The sequence below is a fragment of the Campylobacter volucris genome (assembly GCF_008011665.1).
In the GTDB taxonomy this organism is placed as follows: domain Bacteria; phylum Campylobacterota; class Campylobacteria; order Campylobacterales; family Campylobacteraceae; genus Campylobacter_D; species Campylobacter_D volucris_A.
On sequence record NZ_VOWJ01000013.1, the window covers coordinates 184715 to 201061 of the forward strand.

Genomic DNA, 16347 nt, shown 5'->3' on the forward strand with positions numbered 1-16347 from the left:
TGCCGTATAATGATTTTAATTTAAAAATAATAATTTTTTATTATATATATTTTCAATGTGTAAAAATAAACCAAATAAAATAATTTTTGTATAAAATTTTATTTATTTTTATATTAAAAGATTAAAAATTATATATTATAAAAATAAGGAGGTGTAAATATGACACAAAAAATACAAAATTTAAAAAATAATTTTTTTACTCTTTTGTTGCTTTCTTTTTGTGGATCTATAATTTATGGATTACCTTATTTTAGAAAGTATTATTATGATGATTATATGGCACTTTATAATCTTAATAATTTCCAAATGGGGCTTTTGGGAAGTGCTTATGGATTACTTGGATTATTTTCTTATGCCTTAGGTGGATATTTAGCTGATAGGTTTGCTCCAAAAAAATTATTAATTTTTTCTCTAATTGCCACAGGGTGTGGAGGATTGTTACATTTGTATTTTACTTCTTTGAACGTATTGCTTATTATATATGGAATTTGGGGTATTACATCTTTACTTACTTTTTGGCCGTCTTTGATTAAAATAGTTAGAAGTCTAGCAAATTCTAAAGAACAAGCTAGAGCTTATGGGATTTTTGAAGGAGGTAGAGGTGTTGTTGGAGCTATTCATTTGGCTATTGCTACAAGTATATTTGGATATTTTCAAACCAAATCCTTAGCTTCACAAGGCATTGAAATGGTAATTGTATTCTACTCTTTAGCGCCTATTATCAGTGCTATTTTGTTATTTTTTCTTTTAAAAGATAAGGTGGAAGAAAAGAGTGAAAAATTAAGATTGCAAGACTTGTTTGTATTGTTAAAAAATTCAGCCCTTTGGTTGATTGTAGTGATTACTTTTTGTACATATTTTTTTAATATGAGTTTTTATTATTTTACTCCTTATGCAAGTAATATTATAGGTACATCAGCAGTTTTTGCAGCTATTTTAACCGTTTTAGCTCAATACATTCGTCCTGTATCTTCTACCATAGGTGGTTTTGTGGCCGATGGTTATGGTAAGGCTAAAGTCATGCTAATAGGGTTTGTAATGATGGGTATTGGTGTTATGTTTTTAATGCTTAGTTCAAATTTAAGTGGATTTTTGCAAATGGCTGTTTTAACTAGTTCATGTGTAGTAGTTTATGTGGCAATGTATTCTAATTTTGGAATTTATTATTCTTTATTAAGTGAGGGAAAAATTCCTATACATTTAACAGGAATGGCCATAGGTATAGTATCTACTTTTGGTTATTTACCTGAAGTTTTTGCTCCACTTTTAGCTGGAGATTTGCTTGATAGATATGCAGGGGTAAAAGGATATCATTATTATTTTAGCATCATGATAATTATGGCTATTTTAGGTGTGATATTTTGCAGTGTATGGATTAAAAAATACAACAAAAAGGAAAAATTATGAAAAAAATTATAAAAGATTTTAAATATAAAGTAAAAGTTATTGAAAATGAATGGATAGTTTTAAAAGATGGAGTTAGGTTATCTGCTAGAATTTGGTTACCACAAACAAATGAAAAAATACCAGCAATTTTAGAATATATACCTTATAGAAAAAATGATGGTACAAGGACAAGAGATGAACCTATGCATGGGTATTTTGCTGGAAATGGTTATGCTGTTGTGAGAGTAGATATGAGAGGAAGTGGGGAATCAGATGGACTTTTAAAAGATGAGTATCTAAAACAAGAGCAAGATGATGCCTTAGAAGTTATAGAATGGATAGCTAAGCAAGAATGGTGCAATGCAAATATAGGTATGATGGGTAAGTCTTGGGGAGGGTTTAACTCCTTGCAAGTAGCAGCTAGAAAGCCAAAAAATTTAAAAGCCATTATAGTGGTAGGTTTTACTGATGATAGATACAATGATGATATACATTATAAGGGTGGTTGTTTATTAAATGATAATTTTTGGTGGGGCAATATAATGCTAGCTTACCAATCTCGCTTTGTAGATCCAAAGATTGATCCAAATGGAAGAGCTAAATGGTTAAATAGACTTGAAAATATGCCACTATGGCCAGCTTTATGGCTTGAGCATACTTTAAAAGATGAGTATTGGAAACATGGTTCAGTAAGTGAAAATTATAATGACATAGAAGTTCCTGTTTTTGCTTTAGATGGATGGGCTGATTCTTATACCAATCCAGTTTTTACTCTAATGCAAGGTTTAAAAGTGCCAAAAAAGGCTATCATAGGACCTTGGGCTCATGTTTATCCACACGATGGAGCTCCACTTCCAGCTATGGGATTTTTACAAGAAGCTTTAAAATGGTGGGATAAATGGCTAAAAAATATAGACAATAATGTTTTAGATTGTCCTATGATACAAGCTTATATTGAAAATTCTATAAAACCAAATTCTAAGATAGAATTTATAGATGGTCGTTTTGTTGGTATTGATGATATACAAAAAGATATTAAGTATGGACATTATTATGTAAATCCATATCAACTAAAACAAGAAAAAAGTAATGCTTTTATAAAAATAAACACTCCTTTAAATCATGGTCTATTAGCAGGTGAATGGATGGGGGCAGGAGTTTTAGGAGAAAGTCCATGTGATCAAAGATTAGATGATGGAATGGCTGTAATTTTTGAAAGTGAAATTTTACAAGATAATTTAGATGTTTTGGGGTTTCCACTACTTAATGTAAAATTTTCAAGTGATAAAGAAAAAGCTATGTTATTTGCACAACTTAGCGAAGTAAGAGATGATGGCTTTGTGCAAAGAGTGAGTTATGGGGTATTGAATTTAGCATTAAGCGATAATAAAGAAAAATTTGAGCCTTTAGAAAAAGATAAATTTATAGTTAAACAATTAAAGCTTGATTTATGCGGACATAGATTTTCAAAAGGTTCTAAGATAAGACTTTCTTTGGCAAATACCTTTTGGCCTATGTTTTGGCCTATGCCAGAAATTTCAACTTTAACTTTAGATTTAAGTGAGTGTAAAATTTCATTACCAATTTTTAATGGTAAAGATAGCAACAAAATAAATTTAGAGCCACAAAGTGCGCCTTTGACACCTTTGACTTTACTAAAAGAAGGTAAGGTTGATAGAACTATATCTTATGATATTTTAAGTGATACTTGGACTTGCATTACAGATGGAGTTGGAGGAGTTTTTGGAGAGGGTGTTTATAGGTTTGATGAGGTTGATGTTTTGGTTGAACATAACTTAAAAAGAGAACTTAGTTTAAAAAATAATGATCCGCTAAGTGCCAAAATACACCATTACCCAAAAAATGAAAATAGGCAGAGAAAATTGTATGATAGATACTGACATTATACTAACTCAAACAAGTGATATGGAGTATTTTTATATAAAAGGAGATATGAAAGTTAAAGAAAATGAAAAACTTGTATTTGAAAAAAAATACGATCATAAAATAAAAAGAAATAGTTTATGAGCTTTCCAAAGTGAAATTCGCTTTGGAAATTATTAAACTTTAATGATATTTTATATGATACATGAATTATTTTTTTAAAATCAATCCTTAAATTCCACCACTTCATTAAAATCAAAACGAAATTTTTCACCTTTTATTTCAGTGCTAGGATATCCTAGGGTAATTAGCAAAGAAACTCTTTGTTTGTTTATATCAAGTTTTAAGTATTGATTGATTTTATCTTGATCAAATCCACCTATTACACAAGCTCCTAAATTTAAATTGAAAGTTGCATTAATGATATTGGTAGAGGCTATATGACATTGTTCTCTTGCATAAGCAAAGCTTTGTTCTAAATTCATGCCATCGATAAAAGGTTTATATATATTTAAATACATGTCTATTTTTTCTTGACTTAGTTTTTTCTTTTTCATTTTTTCTTCAAAATATTCTTTAAAGTCAGCTCTAGCTAAAACTACAACAATAGCTGCGCAATTTTGCACATGGGCTTGATTGTTAGCTATTTGAGAAATTTCTTTTTTATGTTTTTTGTTTTGAAAGATTAAAAATCTCCAAGGTTCAAGACCTAATGAACTCGGAGACAATCTAGCACATTCTAATATATAACTTAAGTCTTTTTTGGAAATTTCTTTATCAAGATAAGATCTAATAGACGAGCGATTTTGCATGAGTTGTAGATAATCCATAATTTTTCCTTTTTTTGTTTTTATATGCTAATTAAATAATACTTTAAAATTATTAAAATAATATCTTATATTGATACAATTTTATTTTGGCTTTATAAAAATATTTTATTATTTTAGAAAAAAAGGTTTGTATGAGAAAAATTGTTTATTTGATATTATTGTTGATCGTGTTTGGAATTTGTGTGTATTTTTTATTGTTTGCTAATAAAGAAAAAATTGATTATTTAACCGTTGAAGTTCAAAGACAAGATATAACTCAAAGCATAGAGGCTATCGGTGAAGTATATGCTAAAACTCAAGTTGATGTTGGTGCACAAGTTAGCGGGCAAATAGTAAAACTTTATGTTGATTTAGGAGATCATGTAAATGAAGGGGAATTAATAGCTCAAATTGATAAAGATAAACAACAAAATGATCTTGATATTACCAAAGCAAAACTTGAAAGTACTAAAGCGAATTTAGAAAGTAAAAAAATTGCCTTAGATATAGCTTTAAGGCAGTATCAAAGAGAGCAAAAACTATATGAAAAAATGGCCACTTCTTTAGAAAATCTTGAAAATTTAAAAAATAATTTTTATGCTTTAAGAGCAAATGTAGCAGAATTAAAAGCCCAAACAACCCAACTTGAAATTTCTTTAAAAAATGCTCAAAAAGATTTAGCTTATACAACCATTAAAGCACCAAGTAAGGGTGAAATCATCAATGTAGCAGTCGAAGAAGGACAAACCGTAAATGCAAATCAAAATACTCCAAGTATAGTGCGTTTAGCAGATTTAAGCGAGATGGAAATTCGTATGCAAATAGCTGAAGCAGATATTAATAAAATTGCAGTAGGCAAAAGTGTGAAATTTAGCATCTTAAACGAGCCTGATAAAAAATATGAAGCTATCATTTCAAGCATAGATCCAGCAAATACTACTATCACTAATGCAACTAGTAATTCAAATTTAAATTCTACTTCAAATACTAGTGCAAATGCTGTGTATTATTATGCTAGATTTTTTGTAAAAAATGAAAATAACTTTTTGCGAATTGGCATGAGTACAGAAAATGAAATAGCTATTAAAATTGAAAAAGATGCTTTGGTAATTCCAACTTTGGCAATTCATAGCGATATCAATGGATATTATGTAGAAATTTTAAAAGATGATAAAATTGTAGTAAAAACTCCTGTGCAATTAGGTATCAAAGATAGTCTTAATACACAAATTTTAAAAGGTTTGAATGAAAATGATTTAGTCATTATAGGTAAAAGTGCAAAATGATACTTTTAAAAAGTATTTCTAAAAAGATTAATACTGCTACTATTTTAGATAATATTAGTCTTAGAATTTGCAAAGGTGAATTTGTAGCTATTATTGGTCAATCAGGTAGCGGTAAAACTTCTCTTTTAAACATCATAGGAACTTTAGATGAGCCAAGTAGCGGGGAATATTTTTTAGATAATTATGATGTTAATAAAGCTTCAAAAGATGAAAAAGCAAGGCTTAGAAGAGAAAAAATAGGCTTTATTTTTCAAAGATACAATCTGCTTAATTTATTAAATGCTAAAGAAAATGTAGCTTTACCAGCTGTATATGCAGGTAAAAATAAAAATGAGCGTTTGGAAAAAGCTAAAAAATTACTTTCATTTTTAGAGCTTGATCATAAAGAATTTTCAAAACCAAATCAATTAAGTGGCGGACAACAGCAAAGAGTGTCTATAGCAAGAGCGTTAATAAATGGTGGTGAGTTAATTTTGGCTGATGAGCCAACAGGAGCTCTTGATTCTAAAAGTGGAAAAATAGTTTTAGAAATTTTAACTAAACTTAATGAGCAAGGCCATACTATAGTTTTAGTGACACACGATCCTTGTATAGCTGCTATGGCAAAAAGAGTTATTGAAATTAAAGATGGAAAAATTATTAAAGATAGCAATCCAAAAGAGCTCATAAATCCTGATAAAAAAATAATAGATAAAGAAAGAAAAAGTTTTGCTTTGTTAAAAAATCAAATTTTTGAAAGCTTTAAGATGTCAATAGCAGCTATCATCGCTCATAAACTACGATCTTTATTGACTATGCTTGGAATTATTATAGGTATAGCTTCAGTAGTTTGTGTAGTAGCTTTAGGTCTTGGGGCTCAACAAAGCATCTTAGCTTCTATAAGCTCTATTGGGACAAATACCATAGAAGTAGTATCTGGAAGAGGATTAGGAGATATAAGATCAGGTAAAACGCGTTTGAATTTAAGCGACTTAAAGACTTTAAGCTCTTTGCCTTATTTAGAGGCTGTAGAAGCTGATGTGGGTAAGGTTGGGGTTGTAACTTATAAAAGTAATTCTTTGCAAGCTAGAATTTATGGAGTAGGGCCAAATCATTTAAAACTTAGAGGTTTTGTGATGGTAGATGGGAGGTTTATTAATTATGAAGATATTAAGGATAATACAAATATATGTATAGTTGATGAAAATGCCTTGAGAATTTTATTTGAAAATGCTAATACCAGAAGTATTTTAGGTAAAAGTATCATTTTTAATCAACAACCTTTAACTATAGTAGGTGTTTTAAAACGCGAAAGAGATAATAAGGGTTTTAGAGCCGATGAAAATACTATAAAAATTTATATTCCCTACACTACCTTGATAAATAAAATCACAGGTGATAAGCAAATAAGATCTATAGTTGCCAAGGTCAAAGATGAAGTTAATCCATCTTTGGCAGAGGAAGCTATGGTAAAAATTTTAAAAATCAAACGAGGTAAAAAAGATTTTTTTACTATTAATTCTGATGCTATTAAGAATGCAGTAGAAGAAAATACAGCTACTTTAACTTTATTAGTATCTTCTATAGCTGTGGTTTCTTTGATAGTAGGAGGCATTGGGGTGATGAATATTATGCTAGTTTCTGTGAGCGAAAGAACAAGAGAGATTGGTATCAGAATGGCTATAGGAGCTAGGAAAGAAGATATTTTAATGCAGTTTTTAATAGAAGCGGTTTTGATTTGTTCTTTTGGTGCTATTTTTGGTGTTTTACTTTCTTTTGCGATAGTAGAAGTTTTTAATTCTTTAAGTATAGGTTTTACAATGATACTTTCTTTAAATTCTGTATTTTTAGGGCTTTTAAGTTCTGTTTTTATTGGGCTTGTATTTGGATTTTTTCCAGCTAAAAATGCTGCAAATTTAAATCCTATTAATGCTCTATCAAAGGAATAAAATGAAAATTTTTATAATATTTGTATTAGCTTTATTTTTTAATGCTTGCACTAGTGTAAGATTAGAGCAGATTAAACAAGAACAAATTTCGCAAAAATTTTTTGAAGATTTTAACGCTAGTTATCCTTGGTGGAAAAGGTATAAAAATGAAGATTTAAACCAAATTGTTCAAAGTGTAATAGATAACAATAAAGACTTAAATGTAGCAAGAATTAATCTTTTAAGCACATTAACTAGATATAAACTTTTAAAGGTTGATTTTTATCCAACTTTGAGCGGAAATTTAGGTGCAAATATAAAAAGAAATTTAGAAAATGGGAGTGAAAATTCTGGATTTTCTAATGGCCTAATGTTGAATTATGAGCTTGATATATATGCTAAAATTTCAGATAAAGTTGCATCTAGTGAATTTTTAGCTAAATCTAGCGAATATGAATTGCAAAAATTAAAATTAGATATAGTTAATCTAACTATAAATTCTATCTTTGATTTGGCATATTTTAACGATGTAGATATTTTGCTTAATGAGCATTATAATAATCTTGAGCAAATGTTAGAAATTTATACTAGTAAATTAGAATTTGGAAAAATAGAATATATTGATCTTTTAAACATCAAAAAATCACTTCTTAATACTAAGCAAAATATCATTACTAATCTTCAAAATAAAGAAGCAACACTTAAAAATTTAAAAGATTTATTAGGCTTTGAGAATGAAAAATTACTTCAAAAAATTTCTACTTACACTTTGAAAGATTTTTCTTTAGATAAAGTAAATTTTGATATAGATTTGAAAATGTTTGCCTATACACCGCAAATGCAGGCTAAGTTAAATTTATTAAAATCATCTTATAAAAATTATTCTAGTGTGCAAAAAAATATACTACCGAGTATAAAAATACTTAGTAGTATAGACGGATCTAGTGAAAAATTCAATGATAGTTTTAAATTTTTATTTTTAGGAGGCAATGTAACTATAGAATTACCTTTTTTAGACTTTTATAGAATTAAGCAAAATATAAAAATTTCAGAATATGAATACAATATAAGACTATTAGAGTATAAAGACGCTTTGCAAAAGACATTAAATGATTTTAAATTGTGTTATGAAAATGATAAATATTTTAACTTATTATTAAAACTTACTGATAAAATCAGCACTAATCAAGCTCAAATTGCTTCTTTGTATCTTGAAAAATACAACCTAGGACGCAATGAATTAAAAGATTATCTTGATGCAGATACTTTGTTAGTGAATTCTTTACAAGAACTCACTAGAGCAAGGCTAGCTTTGCTTAAAAATATAAATTTATATCATAGTATAGTTTTAATTTCAGATTAGTTGTTTTATAATATGTTTCATTTTGTAATAATGTCATAAGTAAGATTGTGTAAATTTTGTTATTTTAAAGTCTTTATCTATTAAAATTAATTCATATATCAAACAAGGGAGAAGTATGATTTTTGATTTTTATGCAACATTAGTCACTATGGTTATAGTGTTACTTTTAGGTGTATTTGTCATCAAAAGAGTAAAATTTTTACGCGATTATAATATACCCGAGCCAGTAGTAGGCGGGAGTATAGCTGCAATCATTCTTTTTATCTTGCATAGTTTTTTTTCTATCGATATTAAATTTGATAGCTCTATGAAAGATCCGTTAATGTTAGCATTTTTTTCAAGTATCGGTTTGTTGGCCGATTTTGCATCTTTAAAAAAAGGTGGGAAAAAATTAGCGATTTTTTTAGTAGTTGTAGTAGGTTTGCTTTTTGCGCAAAACATTGTTGGTATAGGTGTAGCAACCGCTATGGGGCAAAATCCGCTCATGGGTCTTATTGCAGGGTCTGTTACTATGAGTGGAGGGCATGGAACAGGTGCAGCTTGGGCAGCTGAATTTATAAAAGAACCTTATGTGTATTCAAGTGCTACTACTATTGCTATTGCTTGTGCTACTTTTGGTCTTATTTCAGGAGGTATTATTGGTGGACCTGTTGCAAGATATTTAGTTGATAAATATAAACTAGTAGTGCCAAAACAAAATGATGAACAAGATGGTATGTTAAATTTTGAATCTCCACAAAAAGAAAGATTAATCACTCCATCATCTTTTATAGAATCTTTAGCATTAATTGCTTTATGTTTATTGATTGGTAGTGCTTTATCTGCATATATTAAGGCTAGCACAGGTTTTACTCTACCAACTTTTGTGTATTGTCTTTTTACAGGTGTGGTTTTAAGAAATGTTTTATCTGTTACCAAAATTCATCATGTTTTTGATAGAGAAGTTTCTGTTTTAGGTAATGTAAGCTTGTCTTTATTTTTGGCTTTAGCTTTAATGACTATCAATTTATGGGACTTAGTAACTCTTGCGTTACCAATGCTAGTTATTTTAGTGGTTCAAGTTGCGATGATGATTGCTTATGCAATTTTTATCACTTTTAGAGTTTGTGGAAAAGATTATGATGCGGCTGTTTTAGCGGCTGGACATTGTGGTTTTGGACTCGGTGCGACTCCAACAGCTATGGTAAATATGCAAACAGTTACAAATCACTATGGAATGAGTCATATGGCTTTTATTATTGTGCCTTTAGTGGGAGCATTTTTTATAGATATAGTTAATGCCCTAGTGATCAATGCCTTTTTATATTTGCCATTTTTTCATTAAAAAATTTCTAGTGCTATTTTACTAGCACTAGATTAAATTTTTTTATCCTTGCTTTTACATAGATGATTTAAAAAACATCCTTTACATAAAGGATTTTTTGCCTTACAAGTATATCTACCAAATAAAACCATTGCCTGATGAAGATAATTAAGATTGTCTTTGAAAATTTTAGTTAAATCTTTTTCTGTTTCTTCTGGTGTTTTTGCTTTGCTAAGATTTAGTCTATGTGAAACTCTAAATACATGTGTATCTACAGCCATGCAATTAGTTCCGCACCATTCTATCATTACTACATGTGCAGTTTTTTGTCCTACTCCAGCTAAACTTTTCAAAGAAATTTCATCCATAGGAATTTCTCCGTTAAATTTTTCACACACTGTTTTAGCCATTTTGATTAAATTTTGAGCTTTGTTATTGTAAAAAGAGCATGAATTTATAAGCAGTTTTAAACTCGCAAGGTTAGCATTAGCTAGATCTTTTATGTTAGGATAAGTTTTAAACAAATCAGGAGTTATAAGATTAACCCTTTTATCAGTACATTGAGCTGAAAGCATCACGCAAACTATTAGTTCATAGGCATTGTTGAAGATTAATTCTGTTTTGGCTTGTCCAAAATGTTTTAAAAATAATTGTTTAATTTCTAAATTTCTTTTCATAAAACTTATTTTATGTTAATCGCCTTTAAATAAAGTTTAGTTATAATAAATACTACGAAAATTACTTTAAAAGGAAAAACAATGAAAAAAGTTTCTTTAGTCGCTGCGACTTTATTGACAGGATTGAGTTTGAATGCTGCTGTTGTAGCTACTTTTGATGGAACGAATATCACTGATACGCAAGTAAATGAATTTTTTGCTCCTATGTTAAGAGGTGCTAAAGTTACTGATTTGCCGGCTGAACAAAAAAAAGCAATCATCGATCAATACATTCTTCAACAGCTTGTATTAAAAGATGCAAAGGCTCAAAAAATAGAAAATGATCCTTTATACAAAGAAGAGTTAGAGCGTGCAAAAGATGCTATTTTAGTAAATATCTATCAAAAGAAAATTTTTGATTCTATAAAAATTGAAGAATCAAAAATAAAAAAATATTATGATGAGCATAAAGACGAATATACAAGATTAGCTCAAGTAAAAGCTAAACATATTTTGGTAACTAGCGAAAAAGAAGCTAAAGATATTATTGCTCAACTTAGCAAGCTTAATGGTAAGGCATTGGAAGAAAAATTTGAGCAATTAGCAAAAGAAAAATCAATCGACAAAGGCTCTTCAGCTCAAGGTGGTGAGCTTGGATGGTTCTCTGAATCAACTATGGTAAAACCATTTGCTGATGCGGCTTTTTCTATGAAAAAAGGAACTATTTCTAAAACTCCTGTGAAAAGTGATTTTGGATATCATGTGATTTTAAAAGAAGATGCTAAGGCAAAAAGTACTATGAGCTATAATGAAGTAAAATCAGGTATTGAAAATAATTTCAAAATGGAAGAATTTCAAAAGCTACTCAATGCAAAAGCACAAGAGCTTCGCAAGAAAATACAAGTGGAATACAAATAATGGGTATTTTAGATCTTGTTAAACCAGGTGTTTTAAGTGGTGATGATTTAAATATAGTTTATAATCATGCTAAAAAAGAAGGTTTTGCCATCCCTGCAGTAAATGTTATAGGAACAAATTCTATTAATGCTGTTTTAGAAAGTGCTAAAAAAGTTAATTCACCTGTGATTATTCAATTTTCTAATGGAGGAGCTAAATTTGTAGCGGGTAAAGCTTGCCCTAAGGCTGATATTTTGGGAGCTATAAGTGGAGCAAGACATGTGCATTTAATGGCTAAAGCTTATAATGTTCCTGTTATTTTACATACTGATCATGCTGCTAGAAAGCTTCTTCCTTGGATTGATGCTTTGATTGAAGCTAATATAGAATTTAAAAAAGAAAATAATATTCCTTTATTTAGTTCTCATATGATTGATTTAAGTGAAGAAGATTTGGAAAGGAATTTGAGTACTTGTGAAAAATACTTAGAGCAAATGTCTGAACTTGGAATTTCTTTGGAGTTAGAGTTAGGCTGCACAGGTGGTGAAGAAGATGGTGTAGATAATACAAATATCGATAATGCAAAATTATACACTCAGCCTGAAGATGTGGCTTTAGCTTATGAAAGACTTTCTAAAATTAGTGATAGATTTTCAATTGCAGCTAGTTTTGGCAATGTTCATGGAGTTTATAAACCAGGTAATGTAATCTTAAGACCTGAAATTCTTAAAAATTCTCAAGAATATGTTAAAAATAAATTTAATCTCAATGAAGATAAGCCAATTAATTTTGTTTTTCATGGTGGTAGTGGTAGTGATATTAACGATATTAAAGCTGCTTTAAGCTATGGCGTGATAAAAATGAATATTGATACAGATACTCAATGGGCCTTTTGGGATGGAGTTAGAGAATATGAACTTCAAAATAAGGCATATTTACAAGGACAAATTGGCAATCCAGATGGAGAGGATAAGCCAAATAAAAAATACTACGATCCAAGAGTTTGGTTAAGAGCGGGTGAAGAAAGTATGATTAAACGCTTAGAATGTGCGTTTAGTGATTTAAATTGTATTGATAGAAACTAAGAGCATATGCTCTTAGTTAATTTTCCTGTGAAGATATAAATTTTTAGAGTAAAATTAACATAAGGTATATAATAATGGAAGCAAAAACAACAGATGAATTTTCAGATCTTGTGTTACCAGATGGAAAAGGTAGCACAGGTATAGTTGCTTATTTAAAAATTATTTTTATCCCGACTATATTGTATCTTTTGATTCTTTTGGGATATTTTGATAAGATTGATTTTAAAGTAGAATTGCATAGTGTTGTAATGATAGGAATTATTTATATTGTAGCACTTATTTTTGCAAGACATAGTGCTGATTATGCTTCAAGTATTTTTGAGCAGCAAAAGGATGAATTTAAACTTGTATTAAAACGCTATATTATGAAACACTTTTTAATCATAGGTAAAGAAACAAAATCAAATGCAAGTTTTGATGATTTTGCTTATGCATATGCAAGAGATTTAAGAAATGAAAACTTTGCTTTGGTTGGTGGAGCTATCTTTCCTATGCTTGGAATTTTAGGAACATTTATAAGTATAGCTATATCTATGCCTAATTTTAATTCTAGTGATACAGCAGGATTAGAGCAAGAAATTTCAGCTTTATTAAATGGAGTTGGGACAGCGTTTTATGTGTCTATTTATGGAATTTTTTTAGCACTTTGGTGGATTTTCTTTGAAAAATATGGATTAAGTAAATTTCAAAGACTTCTTAATCGTCAAAAAAATGCTACAAGTGACTTTTTTTGGTCAAAAGAAGAGATAGATAGAAAATATTTACAAGAAAGTTTGAAGCATTTTGAAAAAATTGGTATGATTTTTGAGCATGTAAGTAATGAAGAATTTTTTAAAGAGCTTGATAACACCATAGATAGAAAATTTAGAGTTTTTCAAGAATTGGTAAATGCTGAAGAAAAAGCTGTAAGATTAAGCAGTGAGCATGTAAAACAAACTATGAGTGATCTTTCAAAAACTCAAAGAGAACAAAAAGATATAGTAAAAACTTATACAGAAATAGCTAATGCAGTAAATATGTTAAATTCGAATGTAAAAGATCTTACTCTTAGAATTTCTGAACAATATAATAGACTTTTAGATATTAGTTCGGATAAAATTTCTCATCTTGATAAAAGTGTTACAATGCTTGATGATAAGGTAGAAAATTTTGCTAATAATATAGAAAAATATCAAAATCTTATGCTTGAAAATCAAATGAAACTTTTTGAGGGATTTAAATCTAGCATTATAGAAGGAATGCATACTTTCAAAGAAGCTTATGAAGAAGAAAAAAACATTGATGAAAAAATTTCAATGATGGAAGAATTTAAACTTGAAAGTAAAGAACTAGATGAACAAACTTCACAAGTTATTGCTAAACTTGAAAATCAAAAAGAAGATGAAAAAATAGATGATAAAAAATAATCAAGAGAATAACGAAGATAATAATTTTTGGATAGCCTATGCTGATTTGATGGCTGGGTTGTTGTTTGTATTTGTATTATTAATCGGGGCTATTGTTGTAAAATATGTTTTAACCCAAAGTGATTTAAAAATTATAAAGGAAAATTTGGAAAAACAAGAGCAGAGGCTGCGAGAAAACAGAGAAGAGTTAAGTCAAAAAGAAGATATACTTAAAAATTTAAATCAAAAATTAAATAGCACTTCAAAACAAAAGCAAGAATTAGAAGCAAATGTAAGCTCTTATGTAAAATTAAATCAGGATTTAAATTTATCTTTAGATGAAAAAGATCAACAAATTTTTACCTTACTTGAAAGATTAAATAAAAAAGATGAAGAAATAAAAGAATTGCAGACTGATTTTGAAGAAGCAAAAAATAAAATCAAAGAGCTAGGGTTAATTAAAGAAAACACTATTAAAAATTTACGAGCAAAGATTGATAGTAATATTACTTTAGATGTAAATTCAGGCGCTATTATTTTACCTTCAGAAGTATTATTTGATACTAATTCTTTTACTTTAAAACCTCAGGCTAAAGAAAATTTAAAAGCTATATTAACTCAATATTTTGATGGTATTTTAAAAGATGAAAATATACTTTCAAGTATTGAGAATATAGTTATAGAAGGACATACAGATAGTGCAGGATCTTATATATATAATCTTGATTTATCACAAAAAAGAGCTTATGCGGTGATGAGTTTTATTTACTCTTTTTATAAAGATCCTAGGCTTCAAAAATTATTAATGGCAAGTGGTAGATCATATTCAGATGTTGTTATAAAAGATGGAAAAGAAGACAAAGAAGCAAGTCGTAGAATAGAAATAAAATTTAATATCAATACCAATAATGCTTTAGAAAAGGTTGAAAAATACCTTGATAGCAAGTAGGATAGATCTTTTAAAATATAATGATTTTGAATTTTTTTTAAAAAGAGATGATTTGCTTGGAAAAGTTAATGGCAACAAGGCTAGAAAATTAGCCTTTTTAGATGCTAATAAGCATCAATTTAAAAAAGGTCAAGTTTTAATCTCTTATGGATCTTCTCAAAGTAATGCTTTAGCGGCTTTGGCTATTTTTTGTCATGAAAATGATTTTAAACTAATTTTTGTATGTGAAAAAATTAGTTCTTTTTTAAAAGAAAATCCTCATGGAAATTATTTGATTGCTTTAAAATACGGTGCAAACATCATAGAAAATAAAGAATTTGTAAATAGAAAATCTAAAGCTCTAAGTTTAAAAAAACCTAATGATATTTTTTTGGAAGAGGGTATTGCTACTAAAGAAGCTGAAATGGGGTATATAAACTTAGCTTTAGAGCTTCAAGAACAACTTAATGAAAAAGTAGATGTTTTTTTACCTTCTGGCACAGGAACTTCAGCAGCATTTTTAGCTAAACATAGTAAATTTAAAGTTTTTACTTGTGCTTGTATAGGCGATAGTGAGTATTTAAAGCAACAAATTTTAACTTTAGATTTAAATTATAATTTTAGTAATTTAACTATATTAAATCCACCTAAAAAATATCATTTTGCAAAACCTTATTTGGAATTATATGAACTTTATAAAGATTTAAAAATACAATGTGAAGTAGAGTTTGATTTGCTTTATGATATGATAGGTTTTAAAACTTTATTGGCAAATAGTGAAGTTTTTGAAAATAAAATTCTTTACATCCATCAAGGCGGGCTTGATGGAAATATAAGCATGTTAAAGCGTTATGAGTATAAATATCAATAAATATATATATGATGTGTTTTTGGGGTAAATCTATCATACATCATATTATTATTTAATTGTTGAAGTTGATTATTTAGCATTATATTTTGCCAATATTGTTGTTGATTATATCTTATTTGCTCTCTTGCTCTTTCCATGGCAGCTTGTGCCTCTAATTCTTTTGCTTTTATTAGTCTTTCTTCATTGTATTGCTTTAGTATTTCTTGTTTATATTGTTTTATTTTTGCAATTTGTATTTCTATTTCTTTAGATAGTTCTTTGTTTTCAGCGTCTTCATTGCAAATTTCTTTATATTCGTTGTTATCTATAAAATTAACTTTTATAGATTCTTTACAAATTTTCTTTTTGTATTTTTCTTTGATTATATTAGCTTTTACTGAATGTTCCATGGCAAGTTTTGCTATTTGTTCTATATCTTCTATAAGTTTGCTTTTTTCAGAGAAATATTCTTGAGGGAGCTGTACATTTCTAATTAGTTTGTTATTTTGAAATTCATTTGCTATGTATCCTCCACTTTTCATAGAAGTAACCTCAAAACCATTTTTAATATTGTCCGATCCTATTGTAAAAATCATGCCCATTCTTGC

General features: G+C 28.6%; 15 protein-coding genes. 12 read left to right on the forward strand and 3 right to left on the reverse strand.

The features are described 5' to 3' along the window. Positions 1-159 precede the first annotated feature (159 nt). From FPD38_RS01750 to FPD38_RS08245, 3 genes are read left to right on the forward strand one after another with little or no spacing between them, the layout of a single operon-like run. Positions 160-1407, forward strand: a complete 1248-nt coding sequence (locus FPD38_RS01750) for an MFS transporter (protein ID WP_261798263.1) — start codon at positions 160-162, stop codon at positions 1405-1407. Beyond that, complete coding sequence (locus FPD38_RS01755) at positions 1404-3287, forward strand: CocE/NonD family hydrolase (RefSeq protein WP_261798264.1); 1884 nt, start codon at positions 1404-1406, stop codon at positions 3285-3287. The genes FPD38_RS01750 and FPD38_RS01755 overlap by 4 nt, the downstream gene beginning before the upstream one ends. After that, positions 3274-3414 (forward strand): hypothetical protein, encoded by a 141-nt coding sequence (locus tag FPD38_RS08245; protein WP_261798265.1) that lies wholly within the window; start codon positions 3274-3276, stop codon positions 3412-3414. The genes FPD38_RS01755 and FPD38_RS08245 overlap by 14 nt, the downstream gene beginning before the upstream one ends. A gap of 80 nt (positions 3415-3494) precedes the next feature. Here the strand turns inward: FPD38_RS08245 and FPD38_RS01760 are convergent, their stop codons facing one another. Beyond that, on the reverse strand, positions 3495-4100 hold the full coding sequence (locus FPD38_RS01760) for a nitroreductase family protein (protein WP_261798266.1): 606 nt from the start codon (positions 4098-4100) through the stop codon (positions 3495-3497). Positions 4101-4231: 131 nt separating this feature from the next. On the opposite strand from FPD38_RS01760, the gene FPD38_RS01765 reads away from it, so the two are divergent. From FPD38_RS01765 to gltS, 4 genes are all read left to right on the forward strand, one after another. Next, positions 4232-5365: an efflux RND transporter periplasmic adaptor subunit gene (locus FPD38_RS01765; RefSeq protein ID WP_147555077.1), complete on the forward strand. Its 1134-nt coding sequence runs from the start codon at positions 4232-4234 to the stop codon at positions 5363-5365. Then, complete coding sequence (locus tag FPD38_RS01770) at positions 5362-7293, forward strand: ABC transporter permease (RefSeq protein WP_147555078.1); 1932 nt, start codon at positions 5362-5364, stop codon at positions 7291-7293. The genes FPD38_RS01765 and FPD38_RS01770 overlap by 4 nt, the downstream gene beginning before the upstream one ends. A gap of 1 nt (position 7294) precedes the next feature. After that, positions 7295-8635, forward strand: a complete 1341-nt coding sequence (locus tag FPD38_RS01775) for a TolC family protein (protein ID WP_187153075.1) — start codon at positions 7295-7297, stop codon at positions 8633-8635. 115 nt (positions 8636-8750) lie between these two features. Further along, positions 8751-9959, forward strand: coding sequence for a sodium/glutamate symporter (gltS, locus tag FPD38_RS01780; protein ID WP_147555080.1), 1209 nt, complete (start codon positions 8751-8753; stop codon positions 9957-9959). A 32-nt stretch (positions 9960-9991) separates the two neighbouring features. Here gltS and nth read toward each other — a convergent pair whose 3' ends face one another. Beyond that, positions 9992-10615 carry an endonuclease III gene (nth, locus tag FPD38_RS01785; protein ID WP_147555081.1) on the reverse strand — a complete coding sequence of 208 codons (624 nt, stop codon included), beginning with the start codon at positions 10613-10615 and terminating at the stop codon, positions 9992-9994. Between the two features lie 81 nt (positions 10616-10696). On the opposite strand from nth, the gene FPD38_RS01790 reads away from it, so the two are divergent. The 5 genes from FPD38_RS01790 to FPD38_RS01810 all read left to right on the forward strand — a co-directional run bounded on the left by FPD38_RS01790 (position 10697) and on the right by FPD38_RS01810 (position 15760). Continuing rightward, complete coding sequence (locus FPD38_RS01790; RefSeq protein ID WP_147555082.1) at positions 10697-11512, forward strand: peptidylprolyl isomerase; 816 nt, start codon at positions 10697-10699, stop codon at positions 11510-11512. Further along, positions 11512-12576 carry a class II fructose-bisphosphate aldolase gene (gene fbaA, locus FPD38_RS01795; protein WP_147555083.1) on the forward strand — a complete coding sequence of 355 codons (1065 nt, stop codon included), beginning with the start codon at positions 11512-11514 and terminating at the stop codon, positions 12574-12576. The genes FPD38_RS01790 and fbaA overlap by 1 nt, the downstream gene beginning before the upstream one ends. A gap of 74 nt (positions 12577-12650) precedes the next feature. Next, the gene (locus tag FPD38_RS01800; RefSeq protein ID WP_147555084.1) at positions 12651-13982 is read left to right on the forward strand and encodes a MotA/TolQ/ExbB proton channel family protein; all 1332 of its coding nucleotides are present in this window, start codon (positions 12651-12653) and stop codon (positions 13980-13982) included. Next, positions 13969-14910 (forward strand): OmpA family protein, encoded by a 942-nt coding sequence (locus FPD38_RS01805; RefSeq protein ID WP_147555085.1) that lies wholly within the window; start codon positions 13969-13971, stop codon positions 14908-14910. Before FPD38_RS01800 ends, FPD38_RS01805 begins: the two co-directional genes overlap by 14 nt. After that, complete coding sequence (locus FPD38_RS01810) at positions 14897-15760, forward strand: pyridoxal-phosphate dependent enzyme (RefSeq protein WP_147555111.1); 864 nt, start codon at positions 14897-14899, stop codon at positions 15758-15760. Before FPD38_RS01805 ends, FPD38_RS01810 begins: the two co-directional genes overlap by 14 nt. Here the strand turns inward: FPD38_RS01810 and FPD38_RS01815 are convergent. Beyond that, the gene (locus tag FPD38_RS01815) at positions 15754-16335 is read right to left on the reverse strand and encodes a hypothetical protein (protein ID WP_147555086.1); all 582 of its coding nucleotides are present in this window, start codon (positions 16333-16335) and stop codon (positions 15754-15756) included. The genes FPD38_RS01810 and FPD38_RS01815 overlap by 7 nt on opposite strands. Positions 16336-16347: the final 12 nt, after the last annotated feature.

Coding starts and splice junctions, on each gene's coding strand:
- FPD38_RS01750 (WP_261798263.1), top strand. CDS start 160: ATGACACAAAAAATACAAAATTTAAAAAATAATTTTTTTACTCTTTTG.
- FPD38_RS01755 (WP_261798264.1), top strand. CDS start 1,404: ATGAAAAAAATTATAAAAGATTTTAAATATAAAGTAAAAGTTATTGAA.
- FPD38_RS08245 (WP_261798265.1), top strand. CDS start 3,274: ATGATAGATACTGACATTATACTAACTCAAACAAGTGATATGGAGTAT.
- FPD38_RS01760 (WP_261798266.1), bottom strand. CDS start 4,100: ATGGATTATCTACAACTCATGCAAAATCGCTCGTCTATTAGATCTTAT.
- FPD38_RS01765 (WP_147555077.1), top strand. CDS start 4,232: ATGAGAAAAATTGTTTATTTGATATTATTGTTGATCGTGTTTGGAATT.
- FPD38_RS01770 (WP_147555078.1), top strand. CDS start 5,362: ATGATACTTTTAAAAAGTATTTCTAAAAAGATTAATACTGCTACTATT.
- FPD38_RS01775 (WP_187153075.1), top strand. CDS start 7,295: ATGAAAATTTTTATAATATTTGTATTAGCTTTATTTTTTAATGCTTGC.
- gltS (WP_147555080.1), top strand. CDS start 8,751: ATGATTTTTGATTTTTATGCAACATTAGTCACTATGGTTATAGTGTTA.
- nth (WP_147555081.1), bottom strand. CDS start 10,615: ATGAAAAGAAATTTAGAAATTAAACAATTATTTTTAAAACATTTTGGA.
- FPD38_RS01790 (WP_147555082.1), top strand. CDS start 10,697: ATGAAAAAAGTTTCTTTAGTCGCTGCGACTTTATTGACAGGATTGAGT.
- fbaA (WP_147555083.1), top strand. CDS start 11,512: ATGGGTATTTTAGATCTTGTTAAACCAGGTGTTTTAAGTGGTGATGAT.
- FPD38_RS01800 (WP_147555084.1), top strand. CDS start 12,651: ATGGAAGCAAAAACAACAGATGAATTTTCAGATCTTGTGTTACCAGAT.
- FPD38_RS01805 (WP_147555085.1), top strand. CDS start 13,969: ATGATAAAAAATAATCAAGAGAATAACGAAGATAATAATTTTTGGATA.
- FPD38_RS01815 (WP_147555086.1), bottom strand. CDS start 16,335: ATGATTTTTACAATAGGATCGGACAATATTAAAAATGGTTTTGAGGTT.